The sequence below is a fragment of the Paenibacillus sp. E222 genome, from assembly GCF_013401555.1.
Taxonomy (GTDB): domain Bacteria; phylum Bacillota; class Bacilli; order Paenibacillales; family Paenibacillaceae; genus Paenibacillus.
On record NZ_CP058552.1, the window covers coordinates 948116 to 966811 of the forward strand.

The following is an 18696-nucleotide window of genomic DNA, read 5'->3' on the forward strand; positions in this document are numbered from 1 at the left end:
CAGATTGGTTCTAACTCCATTTCGGCGAAATGTTTGGTTCAACAAGTATAGACTTGTTAGACCTCACTACTTCGAGCGGCGTTGCCATTTTCGGATCGCAACAGCATATTTACAGTGAAATCTCTCGTCCTTCTCGTGCGGACTCGTAGATGGCACAGAGGATTTTCATGATTTCAACGCCATCCTCAACGGGGCTTAGCGTCTCTTTGCGTCCTTGGGTACTGTCGATAAAATGATTGACTTCATTACGGAAAGAACCTGCGAAATCAAGGGATTTGAAATCCACCTGTGGCGTCATGTTCAAAATGGTATCGAATTTCTCACCAATCAGTGAAATTTCCGGTTCCAGTTCAGCTCCACCTTTATCGCCATAGAGTCTGACCGAAGTTTCATCCTGCTTCGCGTGCAGTGTGAAGCTTACATCCACCAGCAGGCTGGCCCCGTTCTCGAAACGAATCAACGCATTCGCCATATCCTCTACGGTGTTTTTGTTCGCATCATAGTCCGCTGCCTGGTAGAACGACAGATTACGGATATTGGCACGGTTACCCAATCGATTGGAAACATTCGCAGACACGGTTTTCACCTTCGGTTTGCCCATCAGGTACCAGGAGATATCAATAATATGAACACCAATATCGATCAACGGGCCGCCGCCAGAACGTTCCACATCTGCAAACCAGCCGCCCGGATTTCCCAAACGCCGCAGACAGGATGCCTTGGCATAATAGATCTCTCCCAGCTCGCCTTCATCAATGAACTTCTTCAGGATCTGCGCATTGTCACTATAGCGGCGTACAAAGCCAACTTGAAGCAGCTTTCCACTGCGATGAACAGCCTTCTCCACCTCCAATGCATCTTCTACCGTCTGACAGAGCGGCTTCTCGCAAAGTACGTTTTTACCCGCATCCAGAGCAGCAATGCTGATCTCGGCATGTGTATCATTCCAGGTACAGATGCTGACCGAATGGATTTCAGGTAATCCCAGGAGCTCTTTATAATCCGTGAATACATGAGTAGCGTTATATTTTTTCGCCGCTTCCTTGGCACGTGCTTCATTCAGGTCGCATATGGCGTATATTTCAACTTCAGGATTGCTGTCATACGCTTGTAAATGAAAATCGGAAATAGATCCTGCACCGATCACGGCAATTTTAAGTTTGGACATGGATTTTCCCCTCCATAATAAGTTGAATGATGGTTATATCAGTTAATTCAAAACATATGATAATCGGCTTAACGTAACTGCGGTGAATGTTTGGACTTTCGGCCGCTGTTGTCTACAGATTTCTTGTATCAACCGCTCTCAGCAGTTGAAATCCGCAGACAAAGGCGGGCGCTACCGCTCCTACAGTTCCAAACTTCCCTTCTGTTACTTCAGCCTTACATATAAAAATTGATTCCACTTATATAGTAGTAAGTCGCTGCTTATGCTTCCTCCCAGAAGCGGCGGACGTTATCCATCGCAATTCTGGATGCTGTTTTACAATTTTCCATACCTTCGAATTCGACAGAGATATATCCGTCATAACCGGACTGCTTCAGCACACGGAATACTTCCGGCATGTCGATATCCCCGTGACCCACAATCGCTCCGCGCAGGTAATTGCCATGTGCGGTCTGGAACCAGCCCTCTCCAGGATTACGGTAGGATGGTCTCCAATAGAAATCTTTGGCGTGCACCATGGATGCATAAGGAATGTTGTTTTTCACAGCGCTAACCGGGTCTTCATCCACACACAGGAAATTGCCGATATCCAGCGTTGTCCTGAAGTTTTCACGTGCCGTCTCATGCACCAGCCGCCGGACACGCTCACTGGACTGCACATAGTAACCATGATTCTCCACACTTGTGGTAATGCCGTGACTCGCTGCGTAATCGGCAATTCGCTGACAGGCCTTCACCAGAACAGGCAGGTCCGCTTCAAACTGGGCAACAGTGCCCTCCTGTGCAGGACGAAACGCAACATCATGGCGCATTCTCGTAACGCCAAGTGCGGCAGCGACATCCACATGCTTCATGACAGCAGCAATCTCATTTTCAAATGCATCCGGGCCTTCTCCTGTAACGAAGTTGGCACCTATTGCGTAATTCGAAATATCAATTCCCACGTCTTGTGCAGTCTCTCGAATCTGGTCAATTAATTCTGGCTGGTCGATCAGGCTGTACCCGATCGGAACAATCTCCACATGTTCTCCGCCCTGCTCGGCGATGTAACGGATGGCGTCGGGTACAGTCAATTCTTTGGCATCCAGTGCCTGTTGCAGACTGTATGTGCTGAGTCCTACTTTCATATCCTCTCATCCTCTCCTGCTGGTGTGTGGCTCTACCTTACGTATACCTTTTTCCATAAGATCATACAATTGCCAATAATCGTTTGCTACTCTATTTTCCATGGGATGAATCCAAAATCGGCTTATCTACAAATGTTACGGCTTGATCGGCCGCTTCATGCATCTCTTGTTTGCTCAGATATATACCCAGCCAGGACAACGTTGGGTACCATCTGGACTCATGAATGGTCAAACGAATGGTTTTGGCGGTAAAAGGTTCGAAACTACAGATTCGTTTATGACCAACAATCGTGCCGGAATACAGCTCCTGCCAATCACCACTCTCTCCTTTTGCCTCCAGCGTAAACTGCTCAATTCGTTGACCTGAACGAATATGTTCCATAAGAACGACTCGGTCGAACCGCTTTTCCTCCGACAGCTCCACCTCCAGCCAAGCCAGTTCAGTTCCTTCAGATGGGCACCAGAACGTATCCGATTCCTCAAGCAAGACCTGGGTAGCCGCATGTTCTTCATCCATGGTGTCCGAGGCCTGAATCCTCGCTCCAACAGCCAGACTTTGCCGATATGTACTGCGTAAAAAGTCCCCGACCTGCTGCAGCCGCTCAACATCCTGTTCGTGAATAAGGCCGCGTCGATCTGGTGGAAGGTTCAGTAGAAAATTGGCGTTGCCCCCAACCGCTCCATCATAGATGGCAAGCAGTTCCTCCAGCGATTTGATGTGATCGTCCTCGCTTGCATGATAGAACCACCCCGGACGGATGGACGTGTTCACTTCTGCGGGATACCAGATGAGCTTGCCCTCATGCTGCCGGATCACCTCCCGACTCCCCAAATCGGCATCCTGTGTATTAATTCTGCTGGCAAACTCACCATCATCCACCTGCTGGGATTGCTCCTGGATCTTCTCATTATCTTGCAAGTAGGCAGGAACGACGCTCCATTCCGAAGTCCTTGTATGACCTGCCTCATTGCCGCACCAGCGAACATCCGGCCCACATACCGAAATTACAGCCTCTGGCTGCAACTCCCGAATCAGTGCATAATAGGAATCCCAATCGTAGACCTGCCTTTTCCCATTTGGCCCCTCTCCGCAAGCCCCATCGAACCACACGCAGAAAATTGGACCATATTGGGTTAACAGTTCACGCAGCTGATTTTTGAAAAATGCGTTGTATAGCTCCGAATCTCCGTAGGATGCTTCATGACGGTCCCATGGAGACAGATAGATACCGAACTTCAACCCGCCTTCAAGGCAGGCATCAGCAACCTCTTTTACCAGATCACCCGCACCATTTCGCCAAGGGCTGGCGGCTACCGTATGATTCGTGTACTGGCTTGGCCATAAACAAAACCCATCGTGATGCTTGCATGTGAGAATTAATCCGGTCATACCAGCAGACTTGCACACCTGAACCCATTGCCGGGCACTCAGATGAGAAGGGCTAAAGATATCGGGATCTTCATCTCCCGTTCCCCACTCCTGATCTGTGAACGTATTCATGGTAAAATGAATAAATGCATAGAACCCCATCTTCTGCCATTCCAGCTGACGTTCTGATGGCACGACCTGTGCTGCTGCCTTCACCCAATCGGTTGTATTTACTGGATTCCTCTCCTCTCATGCCGGTTCTCTGTCCGCTTTCCGTCAAATGCCATAAAGGACCGACAGAGCACAGCATCTCCAGCGGTCCTTAATTATGTTCATCTGTCGTTGAAAGTCAGCTTCCTGATTGCAATTCGGTCCCTGTTCCACGAAGACTCTATCAATCTCAGCGGAACGATCCACGAACCCTTCTGCCGTCCCCACACCCTGCTCACCACATCCATTGCCTTTTCATGCTTGCCTGCAAACCATGCCGCCATAACCTTCATGAATGGGTCTCCTTTCGGAAAATGATGGGTTAGCCATTGGAGTAATCACATTCGTTATTTTTGTTATCATAAAAATGTTATTGTTTTATTCATAAACAGTCTAAGACGTTATGAATGAAACGTCAATACACAAAAAAGACACCCCTAAGGGTGCCTCTCTCTTGATCGATATCGAATATTATAAGTTCATTTTCGCTTTGCTTTTGTCATTCGATTAAACATGATCAGTGCAGCAATCAACATGGCAACAATTGCGATATTACTTGCTGCATCATGCGACATGCCGAACAGAACGCCCAGATTGGTAACCAGGCCTCTGACAATCAGCGCAACCGCAATCAACAGAATGGGGCTCCAAAAATTATACCTTCTCATCCTTCGCAACACTCCTGACCAGATTGTTCAGAAATTCCGGATCTCATAACACAATCATAACAGTCGTCATGTTCAGTTACAACAGATCAGACGATCTTGCGTTACACTTGTTTGAATTCGATCCAGTCAATCTGCAGACCTGGTTTGGTGAAGTCCAGCTTCAATTCGTACAAGCCTGCTTCCAACTCCACTTTGACAAGTTTCTGTCTGATCCATTTACCTTCAGTACCATTGGTTTGAATGGTCGTCATCAATTGATCATTGAGAATCACATTACATGCACTTTGAGCCAGTTCCGGCTCAGGAGACATGATCTGTACAATAATCCGGTATTGACCTGCTTCGTCTACTTTCATGTAGACAGGTTCGCCCACAACGGGTTTGACCTGTGCATTCTCAGCCAGCACTTGTGCCTGCTCTGAGGAAAGTGAAGCATTCGCTTGGAATGAAGCGACATTCTCTACAATCTCATGTTTTCTGGAGAAGACAGGTGCATTCATGATGAACTCACAAATATTCATGGCTGAACGCTGAAGCTCGCCACGTGTCAACGTCCCATTTTCCAGAGATTCAATCGTGTTGTCATCCCAGCCGTTGATTTCTGCACCATAGTTAGGTACAACCATGTACAGGTCGTTTTGAGCGCGAACCATCCAGTTGGTGTTTTTCCGATCTGCTGGTCCACCTTCAACGCCATCATTCATAATAGCCCACCAGTCGGTCATTACGATACCTTGGAAGCCCCACTCTCCACGAAGAATGGTTGTGTTCAGATCATAGTTCGAAGCTGCCCAATGTCCATTAATCGGATTGTAGGAGGTCATGATCGAGTTCGCACCGCCTTCTTTTACGGCAATTTCGAACCCTTTCAGATAGATCTCACGCAAGGCACGTTCAGATACAACAGCATCCACTTTACTGCGATGTTTCTCCTGATTGTTGCAGGCGAAATGTTTCAGCGTAGCATTAGAGCCACCCTTCATGATTCCTTTTGTACATGCAGCAGCAAATACACCGGAAATCAGCGGATCTTCCGAGAAATACTCAAAGTTACGTCCGTTCATCGGACTCCGGCGAATATTCAATCCAGGCCCGAGCAGTGCATCCACCTGATTTCTCAGCAATTCCTGGCCTTCCATCACATACAGCTCTTCGACGAGTTCTGCATTCCATGTTGCGGCAAGCAAAGTTCCAATGGAAACTTGTGTAGCCTTCTCCCCGCTATCCATACGAATACCGGATGGGCCATCTGCAGTACATGCAACAGGGATTCCGTAATTAAACAGACTGTCACTAACACCGCCAAATGCGGAAGCTGTACCCGATGTAACGAGTGGGCTGCTCATGCCTTCACCTCTCACGATGGCTGCCAGGTCCTGATCACTCAATTGGGCGATAAAAGCCTCCAGGCTGACTTTGCCATCCTTCACGTCTCTCAGCTTGTAGCCCTGATTGCCGGTTTGCTCCAGCGTTTGCGGCAAGCATTGTTCAATTCGTTCAGCCATGGATACTTGGCGCGTCGGTACATCTGCATAGATCAGCTCGTAAGATCCATCATCTTTGCGCACTCCCGGCTTCATTCTCGTAAAGCTTTCGGTCGGTGCCATTGCCTCCTGGAGCTGTTCCACGAGTTGAATCGTTTCTACGACGTAGCCATCTTGGCCATCAATGCTGATATGCTCCACATTTTTGACACTGGTTCCCACGTACAAACGATATGTTCCTGGCTCAAGTACATACGCCGATGCATGTCCTGTTACGCCAGCATCATCATAGGAAGCCATGGAATCTACAGGGAAGCTCACAGTCAGACGCTGAGACTCACCCGGCTGAAGCAGATTCGTTTTGCCGAATGCCACCAGAGCTTTCGCAGGTTTCCCTAATTGACCTTGTGGGGCTTCATAATAGATCTGCACTACTTCTTTACCGGCATAGGTTGTGCCCGTATTGGTTACGGTTACATTCACCTTAATGCAATTTTCTCCGTCTTGGGAGATCAATTTTGCGTCTTCAGCCTTGGTTGTGAACGTGGTATAGGACAAGCCGTATCCAAATTCAAATTGTACTTTTTCAGGTCGAAACGTTTCGAAATAACGATAGCCTACGTAGATATCTTCTTGATAAAGGTTCTTAAATTCATTCCCGTAATTGCTTGTGGAAGGATAATCTTCAATGGAATACGCAATCGTATCGGTCAATTTACCACTTGGTGTAACGTCTCCGGCCAGTACATCGGCGATCGCATTACCACCCTCCATACCGCCATGCCACGAGTAAATGACACTTTGGATTGGATGAACATAACTTTCATCATTCAACCAGCTCATGTCCATGATATTCGAAACATTCAACACAACGATCGTTTGTTCAAAATGATTCGTGACCTGCTTCAGCATCGCTTTCTCATCTTCCGTCAACCGGTAGCTGCCTGGTGCATCGACGTTATCCTGATCTTCGCCTGCTGTACGTCCAATCACCACGATTGCTTTGCTGGATTTACTTCTGGCTTGAGATACCACTTCATCCGTTAAAGGCATTTCTTTCTGGTTCCAAGGCTCTGCCGCCCATACTTTTCCACCGTCATCAAACGGGTTTTCCTCAATCCATTTTTCATAGACAGCTGCCAATTCTTCATTGACCGTAAGTCCTTTTTTGCTGCGCAGACCATCTAGCAGATTGGTTGTATACGCCACATGAACGCTGCCGCCTGAGCCTGTACCACTGCGATAATAGTTGACTTGAATCCGTCCAAATACTGAAACGTTTTCGTCTTTCTGAATCGGAAGAGCTCGTCCTTCGTTCTTCAAAAGCACTGCGCCTTCAGCGGCAACCGTACGGCTAAACTCTGCAAACCCTTCCAATGGAACTCCGATTTGATGTGTGCTCAATGATTTCCCTCCTGATTGTCATCTCCATCTCCACGAATCACTATGTATAAAATGAATTTATGAATCTCACACTTGGGTCACTCCAATGACAGAACAACCTTCCGATCACTGTTATCCCCAGATTTCCTTAATACCTTTTTAAAAGGTTGAAATCCGGTGCTAAAAGGTGAAGCGTATGCTTCCGATGTAGCTTTCTTTCAGAAAGCTTTTGGCTTCGCTTCTTCAGGTTTTTTCTGTCCTCTCCGTTATCGTGTAACTCTTCTTGGTTCATTTTATAAAGAAAGTTATTCGTTAATCTGGTAGATTCACTTGTATCTAGTCTCATATTAACAGATTCTATAGTAGAAAATAAATCAGGTTAAACGTTTTTTCTCACAGTAGACATGATATTTACAATTATCCAACTAAAAAAGCCACGAACGTCATTCGTCCGTGACTTTTATGCTTGTGCGACCAACGCATCAGGTCGTCAATTTGGCATAGACAAGAAAGAACACCATGTTCTCTCCCACGATTGCATAATTAGGCACCCGATAGATCAGATCCACAACGATAAACGCGGCCATTATCCCCAGCATAAACACCAAGTGACGCGGACGTAGCCGCAGATGAGCATGTCTGTATCGGTGGAACACCAGCGAGGTGGACAGAAAATACAGCAGAACCGAGCCAAATACAAAGGCCAACATGAAACCATAATTGAGTTCATTCAGGTATAAAAGTTGAATAGAAGCGGCAATCATGCTCATGGATATATAGATGAACAGATGGCCGTAGATGATCGCTTGCCCGGCGGTCTGGATCTCTTTGCTAACCTTTTTCTCAACATTATCAAAATACTGCCACCACATCGCAATCACGAATATGGATGTAAACGCCGCGAATAGAACAGATCGTACATCCCAGTGATCCATTTGCAGCACGGCAATGATACTGACAACCGACTCACCGAGCAGGATAAGCGTAAACAGAGCAAAACGTTCCAATAAATGATGCGTGTGTATCGGCACCTTCACCAGATTTTTGCGTCCGATGAGCGGAAGAATGATATCCACGGCAATTCCCACGTACAAAACCGCATATCGCAGCCACGAATCAAAGAACAGGGAACCTGTTGAGATCAATATACCGATGATGAAGCATACGCCCAGATAACGGGCGGCTTTTTGTTGATGTTCGCTTTTGGAATTATGAATCATAAAATATTGAATGGCTGTCAAAGCTCTCGAACCGATATAACCCGCAAAGAAGGGGAGATAGTATTGATCAAAATCAACCGAGAGGCTCGCCGTCATCACCAGAACGGACAGGAGTTGAAGGATAAGAAAGACTCGATGGATGAAGATATCCTGACCATAACGATTAATGAATAGGGTCTGACCGACCCATGCCCACCAGACAGGAATGAAAATCAAAACAAATTTCATCAGATATTCAAACGAAATCACGCCGTGTTCCGCATGCAGCAGGACATGGCCCGCTTTGGAGACTGCCGCTACAAAGAGCAAATCATAGAACAGCTCCAGCCAGGTAACCTTTTTTTCCATCATCCTTCAATGCTCCTTTAGTTGAACTCATCTCAAAAAGATTACTTGTTCTTACCTCTTGTTTAACGTGCCATCATAGAATGCGAAGGCTCTAACGTTCTGACTTGGATCGGCTGCAAATTGCCTTCAATTTGGGCGCGATATGGCTCAAACCACTCTGGCAACATGAGTTTCTGTCCGAGCGACTCCGCCGGCTCATCTTTCGCGAATCCAGGAGGATCGGTAGCAATTTCGAACAGGATTCCGCCCGCTTCTCTGAAATAGATTGCGTTAAAATATTGACGGTCCCGAACAGGTGTTGGCTGATAGCCGTACTGTTGTACAGCTTCTCTCCACTGCTCGTGCTCTGCAAAATCTTTGGCACGCCACGCAATATGGTGGACCGTCCCTGCTCCACCTGCCCCCAAAGCCATCCGGGTGACAGGAACATCCACGACATTACCGATATCTCCGATGGACCGGAATCGTACATACTCCTCATTTTCATCTACTTTGGTGAATCCGAGTATTTTGTCCAGCGCATCCATCGTTCTCTGCGGATTGACGCTGAACAGCACGGCACCTCCAAATCCTTTGATGGCTTTGTCTGCGGGAATTCCTTCATGCACCCAGGTGCTGGCTGCGCCCTCTTCACGTTCAACCAGTTCAAGACGCAAGCCCTCGCTGTCTTCGAACTGCAGCAGCTCTTCGTTAAAACGATTGGTTTTTGTTACCTCAATGTTATACTGTTCCAGCCGATCCTGCCAGAAGCCAATAGTCCCAGGCGGAATCACATACGAGGTGATGCCGACCTGACCGCCACCAATTTTGCCTCGCGGTGATCCGGCTGATGGGAAGAATGTGATAATGGTACCTGGACTTCCGTTCTCATCCCCAAAGTACAGATGGTAAACGTCTGGTGCATCGAAGTTGATTGTTTTTTTCACAAGCCGAAGTCCCAAGACACCAGCATAAAAGTCGACATTAGCCTGCGGATCTCCCGCAAAAGCTGTAATATGGTGAATACCTGCAGTTTGAATTGTCATCATCATTTCCTCCTAGGTTTATAGATCATTTTTGTATGGGAAGGGTTATTTGTAGATCGTCTTATAGGTGCTTTATTTATATTTATAGTCGTATATTATCTTAATATTAAGATAATATACCGAACTGATTCAGTTATTATTTTGTTGGGCCTGTTCCTGTTTCAGTTTATCCGGAGTGACGTCATCGCCGTTCGGATCATAGATGGTTACATTCAGCAGAATATCGTTGATCGAACCGCGAAAGGTTTGCAGGTATTCCTGGCGCAGACGAATTTGTTCCGCTTTCTCCATCTCCGTCAACCCTGCGGCTTTGGCTTTTCTTGAAAGTTCATTTATTCTGGTCAATGTTGGAATCATCATCTTGGATCTCTCCTCGTAAATCGAAATTAAGATATTTGCTTTTCTTGGTGTAATTTATATTCAAATTAAATATCTTAATTTAAAGATAAATGATTTTTGATCCGTTGTCAACCGTTTTCTCCCATTTAAAATTGAATGAAAAAAAGGGCCTACTCCAAAGTTTGACCTTAGAGTAAGCCCTTCTTATATTTAGATATAGGTTAACCCAACTTCTGACCACAGTTTGGACAGAAATTTGCTCCTTCATTCTTGGCGCCACAGTTCGGACAGAAGTTCGGCTTTTTATGGTCTCCAGACGAAGAAGATGCACCTGCATCGCTGTTTGGATTACCCGCAGGCTTTTGATCCGAATTCTGATTCTGGTTATTCTGGTTCTGATTCATGTTCTTCATCATTTCATTTGCCATGTTCATGCCCATCATCATGCCCGCCATATCCGAAGCAGCGCCGCCACCCTTAACTTTACCGGATGAGATGCCATCAGTCATGCTGACCTGCTGATACTTTTGCAAATTGCCGATCATTTCATGTGAAGCCGTCTTCGTAATCATATCCTGGATCTCCTGCGGATAATTGAAGCTCATCACCTGGAAGCCTGTGATCCCGATCCCGATGTCCATCATTTGCATATCCAGATCTTCCTGAATACCTTTGGCAATATCCGAGGCATTCGCCTGCAGGTTGAACATGTCCTTACCCTCACGGCTGATCCATTTCATTAGCAACTGATCCAGCACAGACGTAATCCGGATTTTGACATCTTCGACCAGATAGCTCTGCTTGATACCCGCGATTTTATCGATCAATGTCACATAGTCACTCACTTTAAAATTAAACGTACCATTCGCACGAATCGGCATCCCGCCTGGAAGTTGAGGAGTCGGAATCAATACCGGGCTTTGCGTACCCCACCGAACCGTAAACTCCTTCGTATTCACAAACAGCACTTCGACCCGCATGCCGCTGTTGAATCCGAATTTGAAGCCTTTTAAGGTAGACAGAAACGGAATGATCTCGGAATCGATATTAAACGATCCTTCGTCCTCAAAAATCCCTTCCACCTTGCCGTTATTCAGGAAGATCGCATCCTGTCCCGAACGGATAATCAGTTTACTTCCCTTCTTGATCTCACGGTTACTCCACTTCCAGAAAATCATATCATCTCTGAACTCTTCCCATTCCACCACATTCGAAAATTGATTTTTGAAAAATCCCATACACGTTCCCATCCCTTCTATAGTAAACATTTTGCAGCATCATGACATAAGCTATGTTGTTGTTTTTCCTACTAAAAAGATCCTCTACTACCACTGTGCGAATGACCGCCTCGGCTGGTACCACCGCCACCGCCGCCTCCGCCACCATTGTTGTTGTTCTTCTCAATTTTGCGTTTGGTTACCGTTGTACGGATATACCGATCCTGACGATCGATTACACTGGAAGTACTTGAATCCTCATAGGTCGCCCGGTTGACTGTCACACGTCCGCCAGAACGATAGGCCATTACCCCAACAGCAATACCTCCAATCGCTACTGACGCAATAAGTTGGAACCAGATATTGAAGAGAATATTATCAGGATTCACGCCCGGCTTATATCCCATATATTTGTAGGAGAGATTAATATATTTTTCAAAAGCAAGCTTGTAATTCCCCTCTGTCAGATCGGGAGTAATTTTGTTTCTAATTTTATCCAGCCTTCCACTGTCCAGATAAACTTTGGCTTTATAGAATCCAGCCAGATAAACATCCCGATTGTACATATCCAACGTTAGAATGACCGCATTTCCATGCGCTTTATCATACCCAAGAGCGTGCTCATCATAGAAATCCTCGGTCAGCAGCTGTACATCCTGATTCTCCGTATTATTCGTTGTCAGAATAACAAAATCCGTCTGCCTCTCTGCCCCATATTCATTCGCCAATGCGTTCAGTTCACTTTTCTCCTGCTCGTTCAGCAGATTAGCTTCATCGTAAATCAGGTTTTTGCTGTCTGCCGCCGATACCACTGACATTGGAATCAATGGAGAAACGAGAGTAATCACCAATAAAATGAGTGTTGCCATCCATGCCAGATGTTTTCTTTTTCTCACAGGAATCCACCTCCCATCATCCAGGAGACCAGTTTCAATGACAACAAGGAAACGGCTGAAATTCCTGCGAACCATCCGGCAACTTTAGCTTTGCTAATAGGCGGTTTACCCACCACTTTACCTGTCTGACCATTCATGGCAAAGGTATACTGCGAACGATTGTAGTCATAGTAAACCATCCATACCGGGAGCAGCACATAGTCTGCATTTTTTAACGTAGTATCAATCTGTTTGTCCGTGTAACTAACACTGTTATAGCCTGAAACGGTTGATGCAATATAAGAATCGATATAAGAGCTCGTTTTTTCCTTGGCGCGCGGGTACAGTTCCTCATCGGTATAACTATATTTTTCCGCAATGTACCCGGCGAGATACGGGGTTTTGAAAAGCTTTAACTGGTTATACGGAAATGGCTCCAGCTTATCCATCAGTTCATCTTTCATTTTCTCCGAAGCATCGATGGGCAGATTCACATAATTCAGCCGGATTCTCCGGTAAATATCAAAATGCTGTGTTTCCGTATAATGATAATCACCCTGCGTGTAGGTTCTGATTTTTGTGCCACGGCCATGAACTTCGATTTTGTTATGTAACTCATATAACCAGAAGGGCACGTAAATCCCGGTAATGCTCTTGACCCGGTCAGCTGTCATGAAGCCGCTAGGAGTCAGCAAGCCGTTTCTGCACCACTTTTTGAACGCCTGCTGGGCCTCATCCTTACTGATCGAAAAGGGTAAGACCATGGCCGGTGCCAGATCTCCCGTCAGTCGATCACTCAGAACAACGGCCGCTCCACAGAAGCTGCATGTCGTTGCACTTGTCTCCGGCTCAGTCACAATATCCGCGCCGCAGCTGTTACAGTGATACTCCTTGACCTCATTCTCCGTGAATACCTGTTTCTTCAGCGGATCGGGGATCTGTTCGATATTATCCTGTCGTCCGCAGCTGGGGCAGGATAACGCTCCAGTTGCACTGTCAAAAAGCATTCCACTGCCGCAGTTAGGACACTTGTACTCGATTACCGGCATTTGCTCACCTCAATGTTTTACGAAATGTTTTACCTTATATATTCGTTATTTATCTTCCAATTTCTTCTGAATTGCTGCAAGCTCTTCCTCTGGACTTGGCGTCACCTGTGCATTATTACCCGCTTCAGCGTTCATTTGCTGCTCCAACTGCGCAATTAGCACATCCAGATCATCTTCCTGCGCCCCAGCACGAATTTCAGCCAAAGCTTCAGCTTCGTTAAGTGCCTGATTTGCCTTGTCTTCCATCGCTTTCAAAGCAGCATTCGCATTGGCAGCCGAAGCGTTCCGTTCATTGGACTGTTGCTGCCTATTTGCAGCCGCCATCCTGCCCTTCAGATCCGCATGCCGAGCTTCCAATTGCCCCATATCCGCAACCAGCTTCTCGTGCATATGCTTCATCATTTTGGCTTTGGCCGAAGCCCGATCATAGGCAGCTTGTAATTCATTCCGTTTCACAGTCTGCGCTGCCTTCTTTTCCAGAAAACCACGTGCCTTGTCTTCATCACCAGACTCCGCAGATTTCTCTGCATACCGCTGTAATTTCTTAATCTCTGCATTGCATTCGTCCAAAGCCCTCTTCGCCCGGCTCTCATCCGAGAGAACCGCAGCCGTCTCGGCCTTCACCTGACCCAGATCACTGCTCAAGCTCCGCATATATTCATTCACCGTCTTCTCCGGATCTTGCGCCCGAGCCAGCACATGGTTCATATTCGCTTTCATCACGTCCCTAAACCTCGATAAGATTCCCATCATTCGTTCCTCCTTCGATCAGTTCATATGTACTATAATACATGAATATGGGGATGAAGGTTTCATTTACTGCCACTGCAACCATAAATCTGAAGTAATCCAAGCGTGACACAATCTCCTTACATTATAAAAGAAAAGACGATCGCCTATGGCGTCGCCTCATTAACTAAAACCTCTTCCGAGATCAGTGATTTACTTTTCATTATTCACAGTTCTTCTATAAATTTGATACTTTCCTCTGCAATTAGATCGGGATCAGCATCATGAACGTAATGACCGTTATGTAATAAAAGATAGCGCCCATTCTTCACAAACTCAACGTAGTTTACTAAGTAATCACTCCAGTTCTCGAAAGGTAATTCTTCTCCACTCGATATAAAAAAATACATGGGCACATCTGGAATACCTCGTTCTAAAACTTGTGCTGCATTATTCCTAATCATTTTAACTTCTTCATTCATGTTCAGTGTCTGCGTTTTTTTATAAAATAATGCCCTATAGATTTCCTCCTCTTGGGAGGACAACCGCTTCTCTTCAATCGCGGCGGACGAGTTAACGATGGCAGGGAAAAAACGAGTAATTCCGACACGAGCTCCTAAGCCTGTAAGGCTCATCATACCAACTGAAGGTAGAGGATACTCTTCATAAACTTCTGGAATAGCAGGATCAAGACCAATAATAGCCTCAACTTCGTTTGGATACATTTGTGCCCAATATAGTGCTTCTATACCCGACATGGAATGCGGAAACAACACATAGGGCGGTGATTCTCCCGCTAACGTCAGAGCTGCTCTGGTTTCTTCCAACATCGTATCGATATCACGGGGGACCTTTGCCGTTGCACTGAAACCGTAGCCTGCCTTCTCAACAACAGCAATCTTGTATTGATCCGACAATCTGGAATAGAGCGCCTTGAAATCCAATACAGGAGAAGATGTGCCCCCACCTGACATAAAGACCAGGGTATGTTCTCCGGAACCTTCTGTATAGACATGCATTGGGTGATTATTAACATCAACCATTACACCTGGGGGTGACAGTATAGCCGCTTCTTTCTTTAATTTAATTGTATGATTCGTGAAACTAATCGTTATGAACAAAAGCAAGATACCCAATAAAGCCAAGGCACCATAACCCATTCGTTTAAATACAATTCTCATTACATCCCCCCAACATTCTATCCCATTTCCAATGATTATAGCATGTAAGCTAGTCAAATCAGACAGCGTTCATTCGTACAAAAAAGGCCGCCCCTCGTCGTTACTGACAGAGGACAGCCCTTTTCAATAACGCCAAGTCAACATTCCTTATGCCGTCCTTTGCGTTTTATCTCGTGATTAGCCCTTGATTGCGCCGGCGATCATGCTTTTCTGTACCTGTTTGTTCAGCAGCAAATAAATAATAATGGTTGGCAAAGTCGTAATCATCAGCCCCGCACCAATAATGCCCCATTGTGTAATGTACGTGCCCACCATAGACATCATGCCCACCGTTAGCGTCTGATACGCCTCGTTATTAATAAACGTGACCGCAAACATCAGCTCGTTCCAGCAAGCGAGAAAGGTAAAGATCGCTACTGTAGACACCGCAGGACGAACAAGCGGCATGATGATGGAGAAAAAGGTTCTGTATATGCCGCAGCCATCGATGACCGCTGCTTCCTCCAGCTCGCGTGGAACCCCTTTGAAAAAGCTGCCCAAAATAAACACGGCCATCGGGATGCCAAAAGCAACGTAAGGAATGATCAACGACCAATAGGTGTTCAGCAATCCTAAATTCTTCAATATGATGAACAAGGGAAGGAGTGCGGCGTGAATGGGAACCATCATGCCCAGAAGGATCAGATTCATCGTGAATCCGCTCCATTTCCAGTTCATCCTCGTAATGGCGTATCCCGTCATAGAGGCGAGAATTAATACAAGAATAATGGAGATGACCGTTACCAGCACACTGTTGAAAAAATAACTCAACACATGGCCATCTGACAACGCTTTGGTATAATTGCTCCAGAGAAAGGATTTCGGAAAGGCTGCAACATCGCCGCTAAATATCTCGCTATTATCTTTGAGGGAGAAAAAAGCAAGCCAGACGAGCGGATACATCTGTATGACAGCTACGATAATCAAAAACAGATGCAACAATAGTTTACCCACCGGTTTGGGTTTTGGGGACGACAACACCACTTCAACTGTACTCAGTTTCCTCACCCCCTAGTCGGTTTTGAACCATTTATTAATCAAGACTGTACAGATCAGACATTCCAGAATGATAAAGACGGATATCGCACTACCGTAGCCATACCTGTACGTACTAAAAATCGTTGAATACATTAACGTGCTTGGCACTTCCGTCGTAAACAGCGGGCCGCCGCCCGTTAGGACATAGATCAGATCGAACACCTTAAACGCTCCGATAACCGAAAAAATAAGACAAACTTTGAGAATAGGCCTCATCAGTGGAATCGTAATGGAAAAGGCTGTCCGTAGACGGGAAGCCCCGTCCATCTTGGCCGCCTCCACAATATCCTGCGAGATCGACTTGGCCCCTGCATACATCAGCAGCATGTGATACCCGACATACTGCCACAGCGTAGGTACAAACGAGGCGGCGAGGGCCGTATTCTTCTGTCCAAGCCAATCCTGAGCCAGGTGGGACAGCCCTACACTCTCCAGCAAAGCGTTCAGAAGGCCGTAGTCTGCGTTATAGATTTTGGACCATAACTGTGCAATCACAACGGTTGAGATTAGAACCGGTATGAAGTAGACTGTGCGATAAAACCCTTCTCCCTTCACACTTGACGCCAGTACAAGAGCCAGCAGCAGTGAGATCGGCAATTGAATGAACACCGATGCACCGGCGAACAGCAGGGAATTTTTGATCGAATTCAATACGCGCGGGTCTTTAAACATCTCAACATAATTATCCAGTCCGATAAATACCCCTTTGCCTATGCCATTCCAATCCAGCAGACTATAATAACTGGAGACAAAAATCGGGATGAGCACAATGGCGCAGAACAGCACAACTGTAGGTAAAACAAAGATCGCAATCGTGGTTTTATTGGAAAATACAGCGTTCATTCTCGTTCTCCTCTCCAAGCTGCAGCCAAGGATCACCCCTGACTACAGCTTGTTTGGGTATGTGCATGAATCAGAGACTCAGTTCCGTTGGTTTAAGCTGAGCCATCTGTTCGCAGAACTCCTCTGGAGTAACGTCGCCTGCCAGAAGCTGTGCAATCAGGTTTTTGTGTGCTTCAGCGGATTCAGCGGGCAGAATGTTGTCCCACCATGCAATAAATGAAGTCGCTGTTTTCATAATTTCCGCACTGGATTGGTCAAGCGTGGATAATCCGGATGTGTCCAGATCGTCCGTGTTCCAGCTCGGAAGTCCCGCGCCTGCCAGATAACCTTGTGTGCCGAGCTGCTCACTCAGATACTTGAGGAATTCAACCGCTTCATCGGGATGCTGAGTGTTATTGCTAATATAAAAGCCATCCACGGCTCCGCCGAATATTTCCGTATTATTTCCTTTGCCGTCTTCAAATACAGGGAAGGGAATGACCTTCACCTTGCCCTTGGTGGCCGAGGACGGATCTTCGATTCCTGCATTCACCCAGTTGGCCTGGAACATCATGGCTCCATTGCCTGCGTTGAATGCACCCAGCATTTCATCATAACCCATGCTGAACATGCTGCTGTTAAATGCCCCTGCTTTGGCCAGCTCCTGCATTTTGGTTGCCGCTGCGACAAAGTCGGGCGTATTCCATTTTGCCGGATCTTTAAATGCTTCAATAACCGCTTCATTCCCTGCCTGACGCATCGCAATGATGTCATACCAGTACATGCCCGGCCAGCGATCCTTTTCCCCCATCAGCGCAGGGGTAATTCCAGCGGCCTTCAATTTCTCTACCGCATCAAGCAATTCCGTATACGTGGTCGGCAGCTTGGCTCCAGCCTGCTCGAACAGCTCAGTATTCACATACAGATTAGCGATATGGGTGTAGACCGGAAGGGTGTAGATTTTCCCATCCTTTTCAATCGCCTCTGCCATGCCTGGAGCCATACGTTTTTTCAGGTCATCCGTAATATACTTGGTGATTTCCAGCACGTTTCCTGACTGGATATAAGGCTCCATAAAACTTCCCCCACCCATACCGTAAAACAAATCAGGCGCCTCGCCTGCTGCAATGGATGTTTTGATTTTGGTTTTGTACTGCTCGCCCGTCGTGCCTGTCCGTACAATCTGGATGTCGGGATGTTCATTGTTCCATTTCTCGATGATTTGCGGCAATAATTTCGCCGAGGGGTCTGTATTACCTACGGACTGATCCCACAGCTTCAAGGTAACGCTTCCATCTCCGCCTGAACCTTTGCCCTCTGATGACTCGGAAGAACAGGCGACCAGGCTGCCTGCAATACCCAACGCCAACACCATACCTAGCGATCTTTTTAATAGCGCTTTCAT

General features: G+C 46.5%; 17 protein-coding genes. All 17 read right to left on the minus strand.

Features of this window, described 5'->3' with window-relative positions; all coding sequences use genetic code 11:
• Window positions 1–109: 109 nt before the first annotated feature.
• Window positions 110–1168: a Gfo/Idh/MocA family protein gene (locus HW560_RS04240; protein WP_090905056.1), complete on the minus strand. Its 1059-nt coding sequence runs from the start codon at window positions 1166–1168 to the stop codon at window positions 110–112.
• A gap of 260 nt (window positions 1169–1428) precedes the next feature.
• Window positions 1429–2295 carry a sugar phosphate isomerase/epimerase family protein gene (locus HW560_RS04245; RefSeq protein ID WP_179262158.1) on the minus strand — a complete coding sequence of 289 codons (867 nt, stop codon included), beginning with the start codon at window positions 2293–2295 and terminating at the stop codon, window positions 1429–1431.
• 91 nt (window positions 2296–2386) lie between these two features.
• Window positions 2387–3826 carry an alpha-L-fucosidase gene (locus tag HW560_RS04250; protein WP_179265736.1) on the minus strand — a complete coding sequence of 480 codons (1440 nt, stop codon included), beginning with the start codon at window positions 3824–3826 and terminating at the stop codon, window positions 2387–2389.
• A gap of 170 nt (window positions 3827–3996) precedes the next feature.
• Window positions 3997–4167, minus strand: a complete 171-nt coding sequence (locus tag HW560_RS04255; RefSeq protein WP_179262160.1) for a hypothetical protein — start codon at window positions 4165–4167, stop codon at window positions 3997–3999.
• 186 nt (window positions 4168–4353) lie between these two features.
• Entirely contained in the window at window positions 4354–4542 is a 189-nt protein-coding gene (locus HW560_RS04260) for a hypothetical protein (protein WP_024629467.1), read from the minus strand.
• 101 nt (window positions 4543–4643) lie between these two features.
• A complete protein-coding gene (locus HW560_RS04265; protein WP_179262162.1) occupies window positions 4644–7430 on the minus strand; it encodes a glycoside hydrolase family 3 C-terminal domain-containing protein in 2787 nt (928 codons plus the stop codon).
• Window positions 7431–7891: 461 nt separating this feature from the next.
• Window positions 7892–8980, minus strand: coding sequence for a low temperature requirement protein A (locus HW560_RS04270; protein WP_090905051.1), 1089 nt, complete (start codon window positions 8978–8980; stop codon window positions 7892–7894).
• 59 nt (window positions 8981–9039) lie between these two features.
• Window positions 9040–10002, minus strand: coding sequence for a ring-cleaving dioxygenase (locus HW560_RS04275; protein WP_090905049.1), 963 nt, complete (start codon window positions 10000–10002; stop codon window positions 9040–9042).
• A gap of 129 nt (window positions 10003–10131) precedes the next feature.
• Complete coding sequence (locus HW560_RS04280; RefSeq protein ID WP_090905153.1) at window positions 10132–10359, minus strand: DUF896 domain-containing protein; 228 nt, start codon at window positions 10357–10359, stop codon at window positions 10132–10134.
• Between the two features lie 203 nt (window positions 10360–10562).
• Entirely contained in the window at window positions 10563–11579 is a 1017-nt protein-coding gene (locus HW560_RS04285) for an SPFH domain-containing protein (RefSeq protein WP_090905047.1), read from the minus strand.
• Window positions 11580–11650: 71 nt separating this feature from the next.
• Window positions 11651–12427 (minus strand): TPM domain-containing protein, encoded by a 777-nt coding sequence (locus HW560_RS04290; protein ID WP_177185933.1) that lies wholly within the window; start codon window positions 12425–12427, stop codon window positions 11651–11653.
• A gap of 23 nt (window positions 12428–12450) precedes the next feature.
• Window positions 12451–13482: a TFIIB-type zinc ribbon-containing protein gene (locus tag HW560_RS04295; RefSeq protein WP_090905045.1), complete on the minus strand. Its 1032-nt coding sequence runs from the start codon at window positions 13480–13482 to the stop codon at window positions 12451–12453.
• A gap of 45 nt (window positions 13483–13527) precedes the next feature.
• The gene (locus tag HW560_RS04300; RefSeq protein ID WP_179265737.1) at window positions 13528–14232 is read right to left on the minus strand and encodes a PspA/IM30 family protein; all 705 of its coding nucleotides are present in this window, start codon (window positions 14230–14232) and stop codon (window positions 13528–13530) included.
• Window positions 14233–14438: 206 nt separating this feature from the next.
• A complete protein-coding gene (locus tag HW560_RS04305; RefSeq protein ID WP_090905041.1) occupies window positions 14439–15392 on the minus strand; it encodes an alpha/beta fold hydrolase in 954 nt (317 codons plus the stop codon).
• Between the two features lie 177 nt (window positions 15393–15569).
• Window positions 15570–16373, minus strand: a complete 804-nt coding sequence (locus HW560_RS04310) for a carbohydrate ABC transporter permease (RefSeq protein ID WP_256222531.1) — start codon at window positions 16371–16373, stop codon at window positions 15570–15572.
• Between the two features lie 69 nt (window positions 16374–16442).
• A complete protein-coding gene (locus HW560_RS04315) occupies window positions 16443–17312 on the minus strand; it encodes a carbohydrate ABC transporter permease (protein ID WP_090905039.1) in 870 nt (289 codons plus the stop codon).
• A gap of 70 nt (window positions 17313–17382) precedes the next feature.
• The gene (locus HW560_RS04320; RefSeq protein WP_179262164.1) at window positions 17383–18696 is read right to left on the minus strand and encodes an extracellular solute-binding protein; all 1314 of its coding nucleotides are present in this window, start codon (window positions 18694–18696) and stop codon (window positions 17383–17385) included.

Bases quoted from the DNA above. Each gene is read 5' to 3' on its own strand.
- HW560_RS04240 (WP_090905056.1), bottom strand. From the start codon at position 1,168: ATGTCCAAACTTAAAATTGCCGTGATCGGTGCAGGATCTATTTCCGAT.
- HW560_RS04245 (WP_179262158.1), bottom strand. From the start codon at position 2,295: ATGAAAGTAGGACTCAGCACATACAGTCTGCAACAGGCACTGGATGCC.
- HW560_RS04250 (WP_179265736.1), bottom strand. From the start codon at position 3,826: ATGGGGTTCTATGCATTTATTCATTTTACCATGAATACGTTCACAGAT.
- HW560_RS04255 (WP_179262160.1), bottom strand. From the start codon at position 4,167: ATGAAGGTTATGGCGGCATGGTTTGCAGGCAAGCATGAAAAGGCAATG.
- HW560_RS04260 (WP_024629467.1), bottom strand. From the start codon at position 4,542: ATGAGAAGGTATAATTTTTGGAGCCCCATTCTGTTGATTGCGGTTGCG.
- HW560_RS04270 (WP_090905051.1), bottom strand. From the start codon at position 8,980: ATGATGGAAAAAAAGGTTACCTGGCTGGAGCTGTTCTATGATTTGCTC.
- HW560_RS04275 (WP_090905049.1), bottom strand. From the start codon at position 10,002: ATGACAATTCAAACTGCAGGTATTCACCATATTACAGCTTTTGCGGGA.
- HW560_RS04280 (WP_090905153.1), bottom strand. From the start codon at position 10,359: ATGATTCCAACATTGACCAGAATAAATGAACTTTCAAGAAAAGCCAAA.
- HW560_RS04285 (WP_090905047.1), bottom strand. From the start codon at position 11,579: ATGGGATTTTTCAAAAATCAATTTTCGAATGTGGTGGAATGGGAAGAG.
- HW560_RS04290 (WP_177185933.1), bottom strand. From the start codon at position 12,427: ATGGCAACACTCATTTTATTGGTGATTACTCTCGTTTCTCCATTGATT.
- HW560_RS04295 (WP_090905045.1), bottom strand. From the start codon at position 13,482: ATGCCGGTAATCGAGTACAAGTGTCCTAACTGCGGCAGTGGAATGCTT.
- HW560_RS04300 (WP_179265737.1), bottom strand. From the start codon at position 14,232: ATGGGAATCTTATCGAGGTTTAGGGACGTGATGAAAGCGAATATGAAC.
- HW560_RS04305 (WP_090905041.1), bottom strand. From the start codon at position 15,392: ATGAGAATTGTATTTAAACGAATGGGTTATGGTGCCTTGGCTTTATTG.
- HW560_RS04315 (WP_090905039.1), bottom strand. From the start codon at position 17,312: ATGAACGCTGTATTTTCCAATAAAACCACGATTGCGATCTTTGTTTTA.
- HW560_RS04320 (WP_179262164.1), bottom strand. From the start codon at position 18,696: ATGAAAGCGCTATTAAAAAGATCGCTAGGTATGGTGTTGGCGTTGGGT.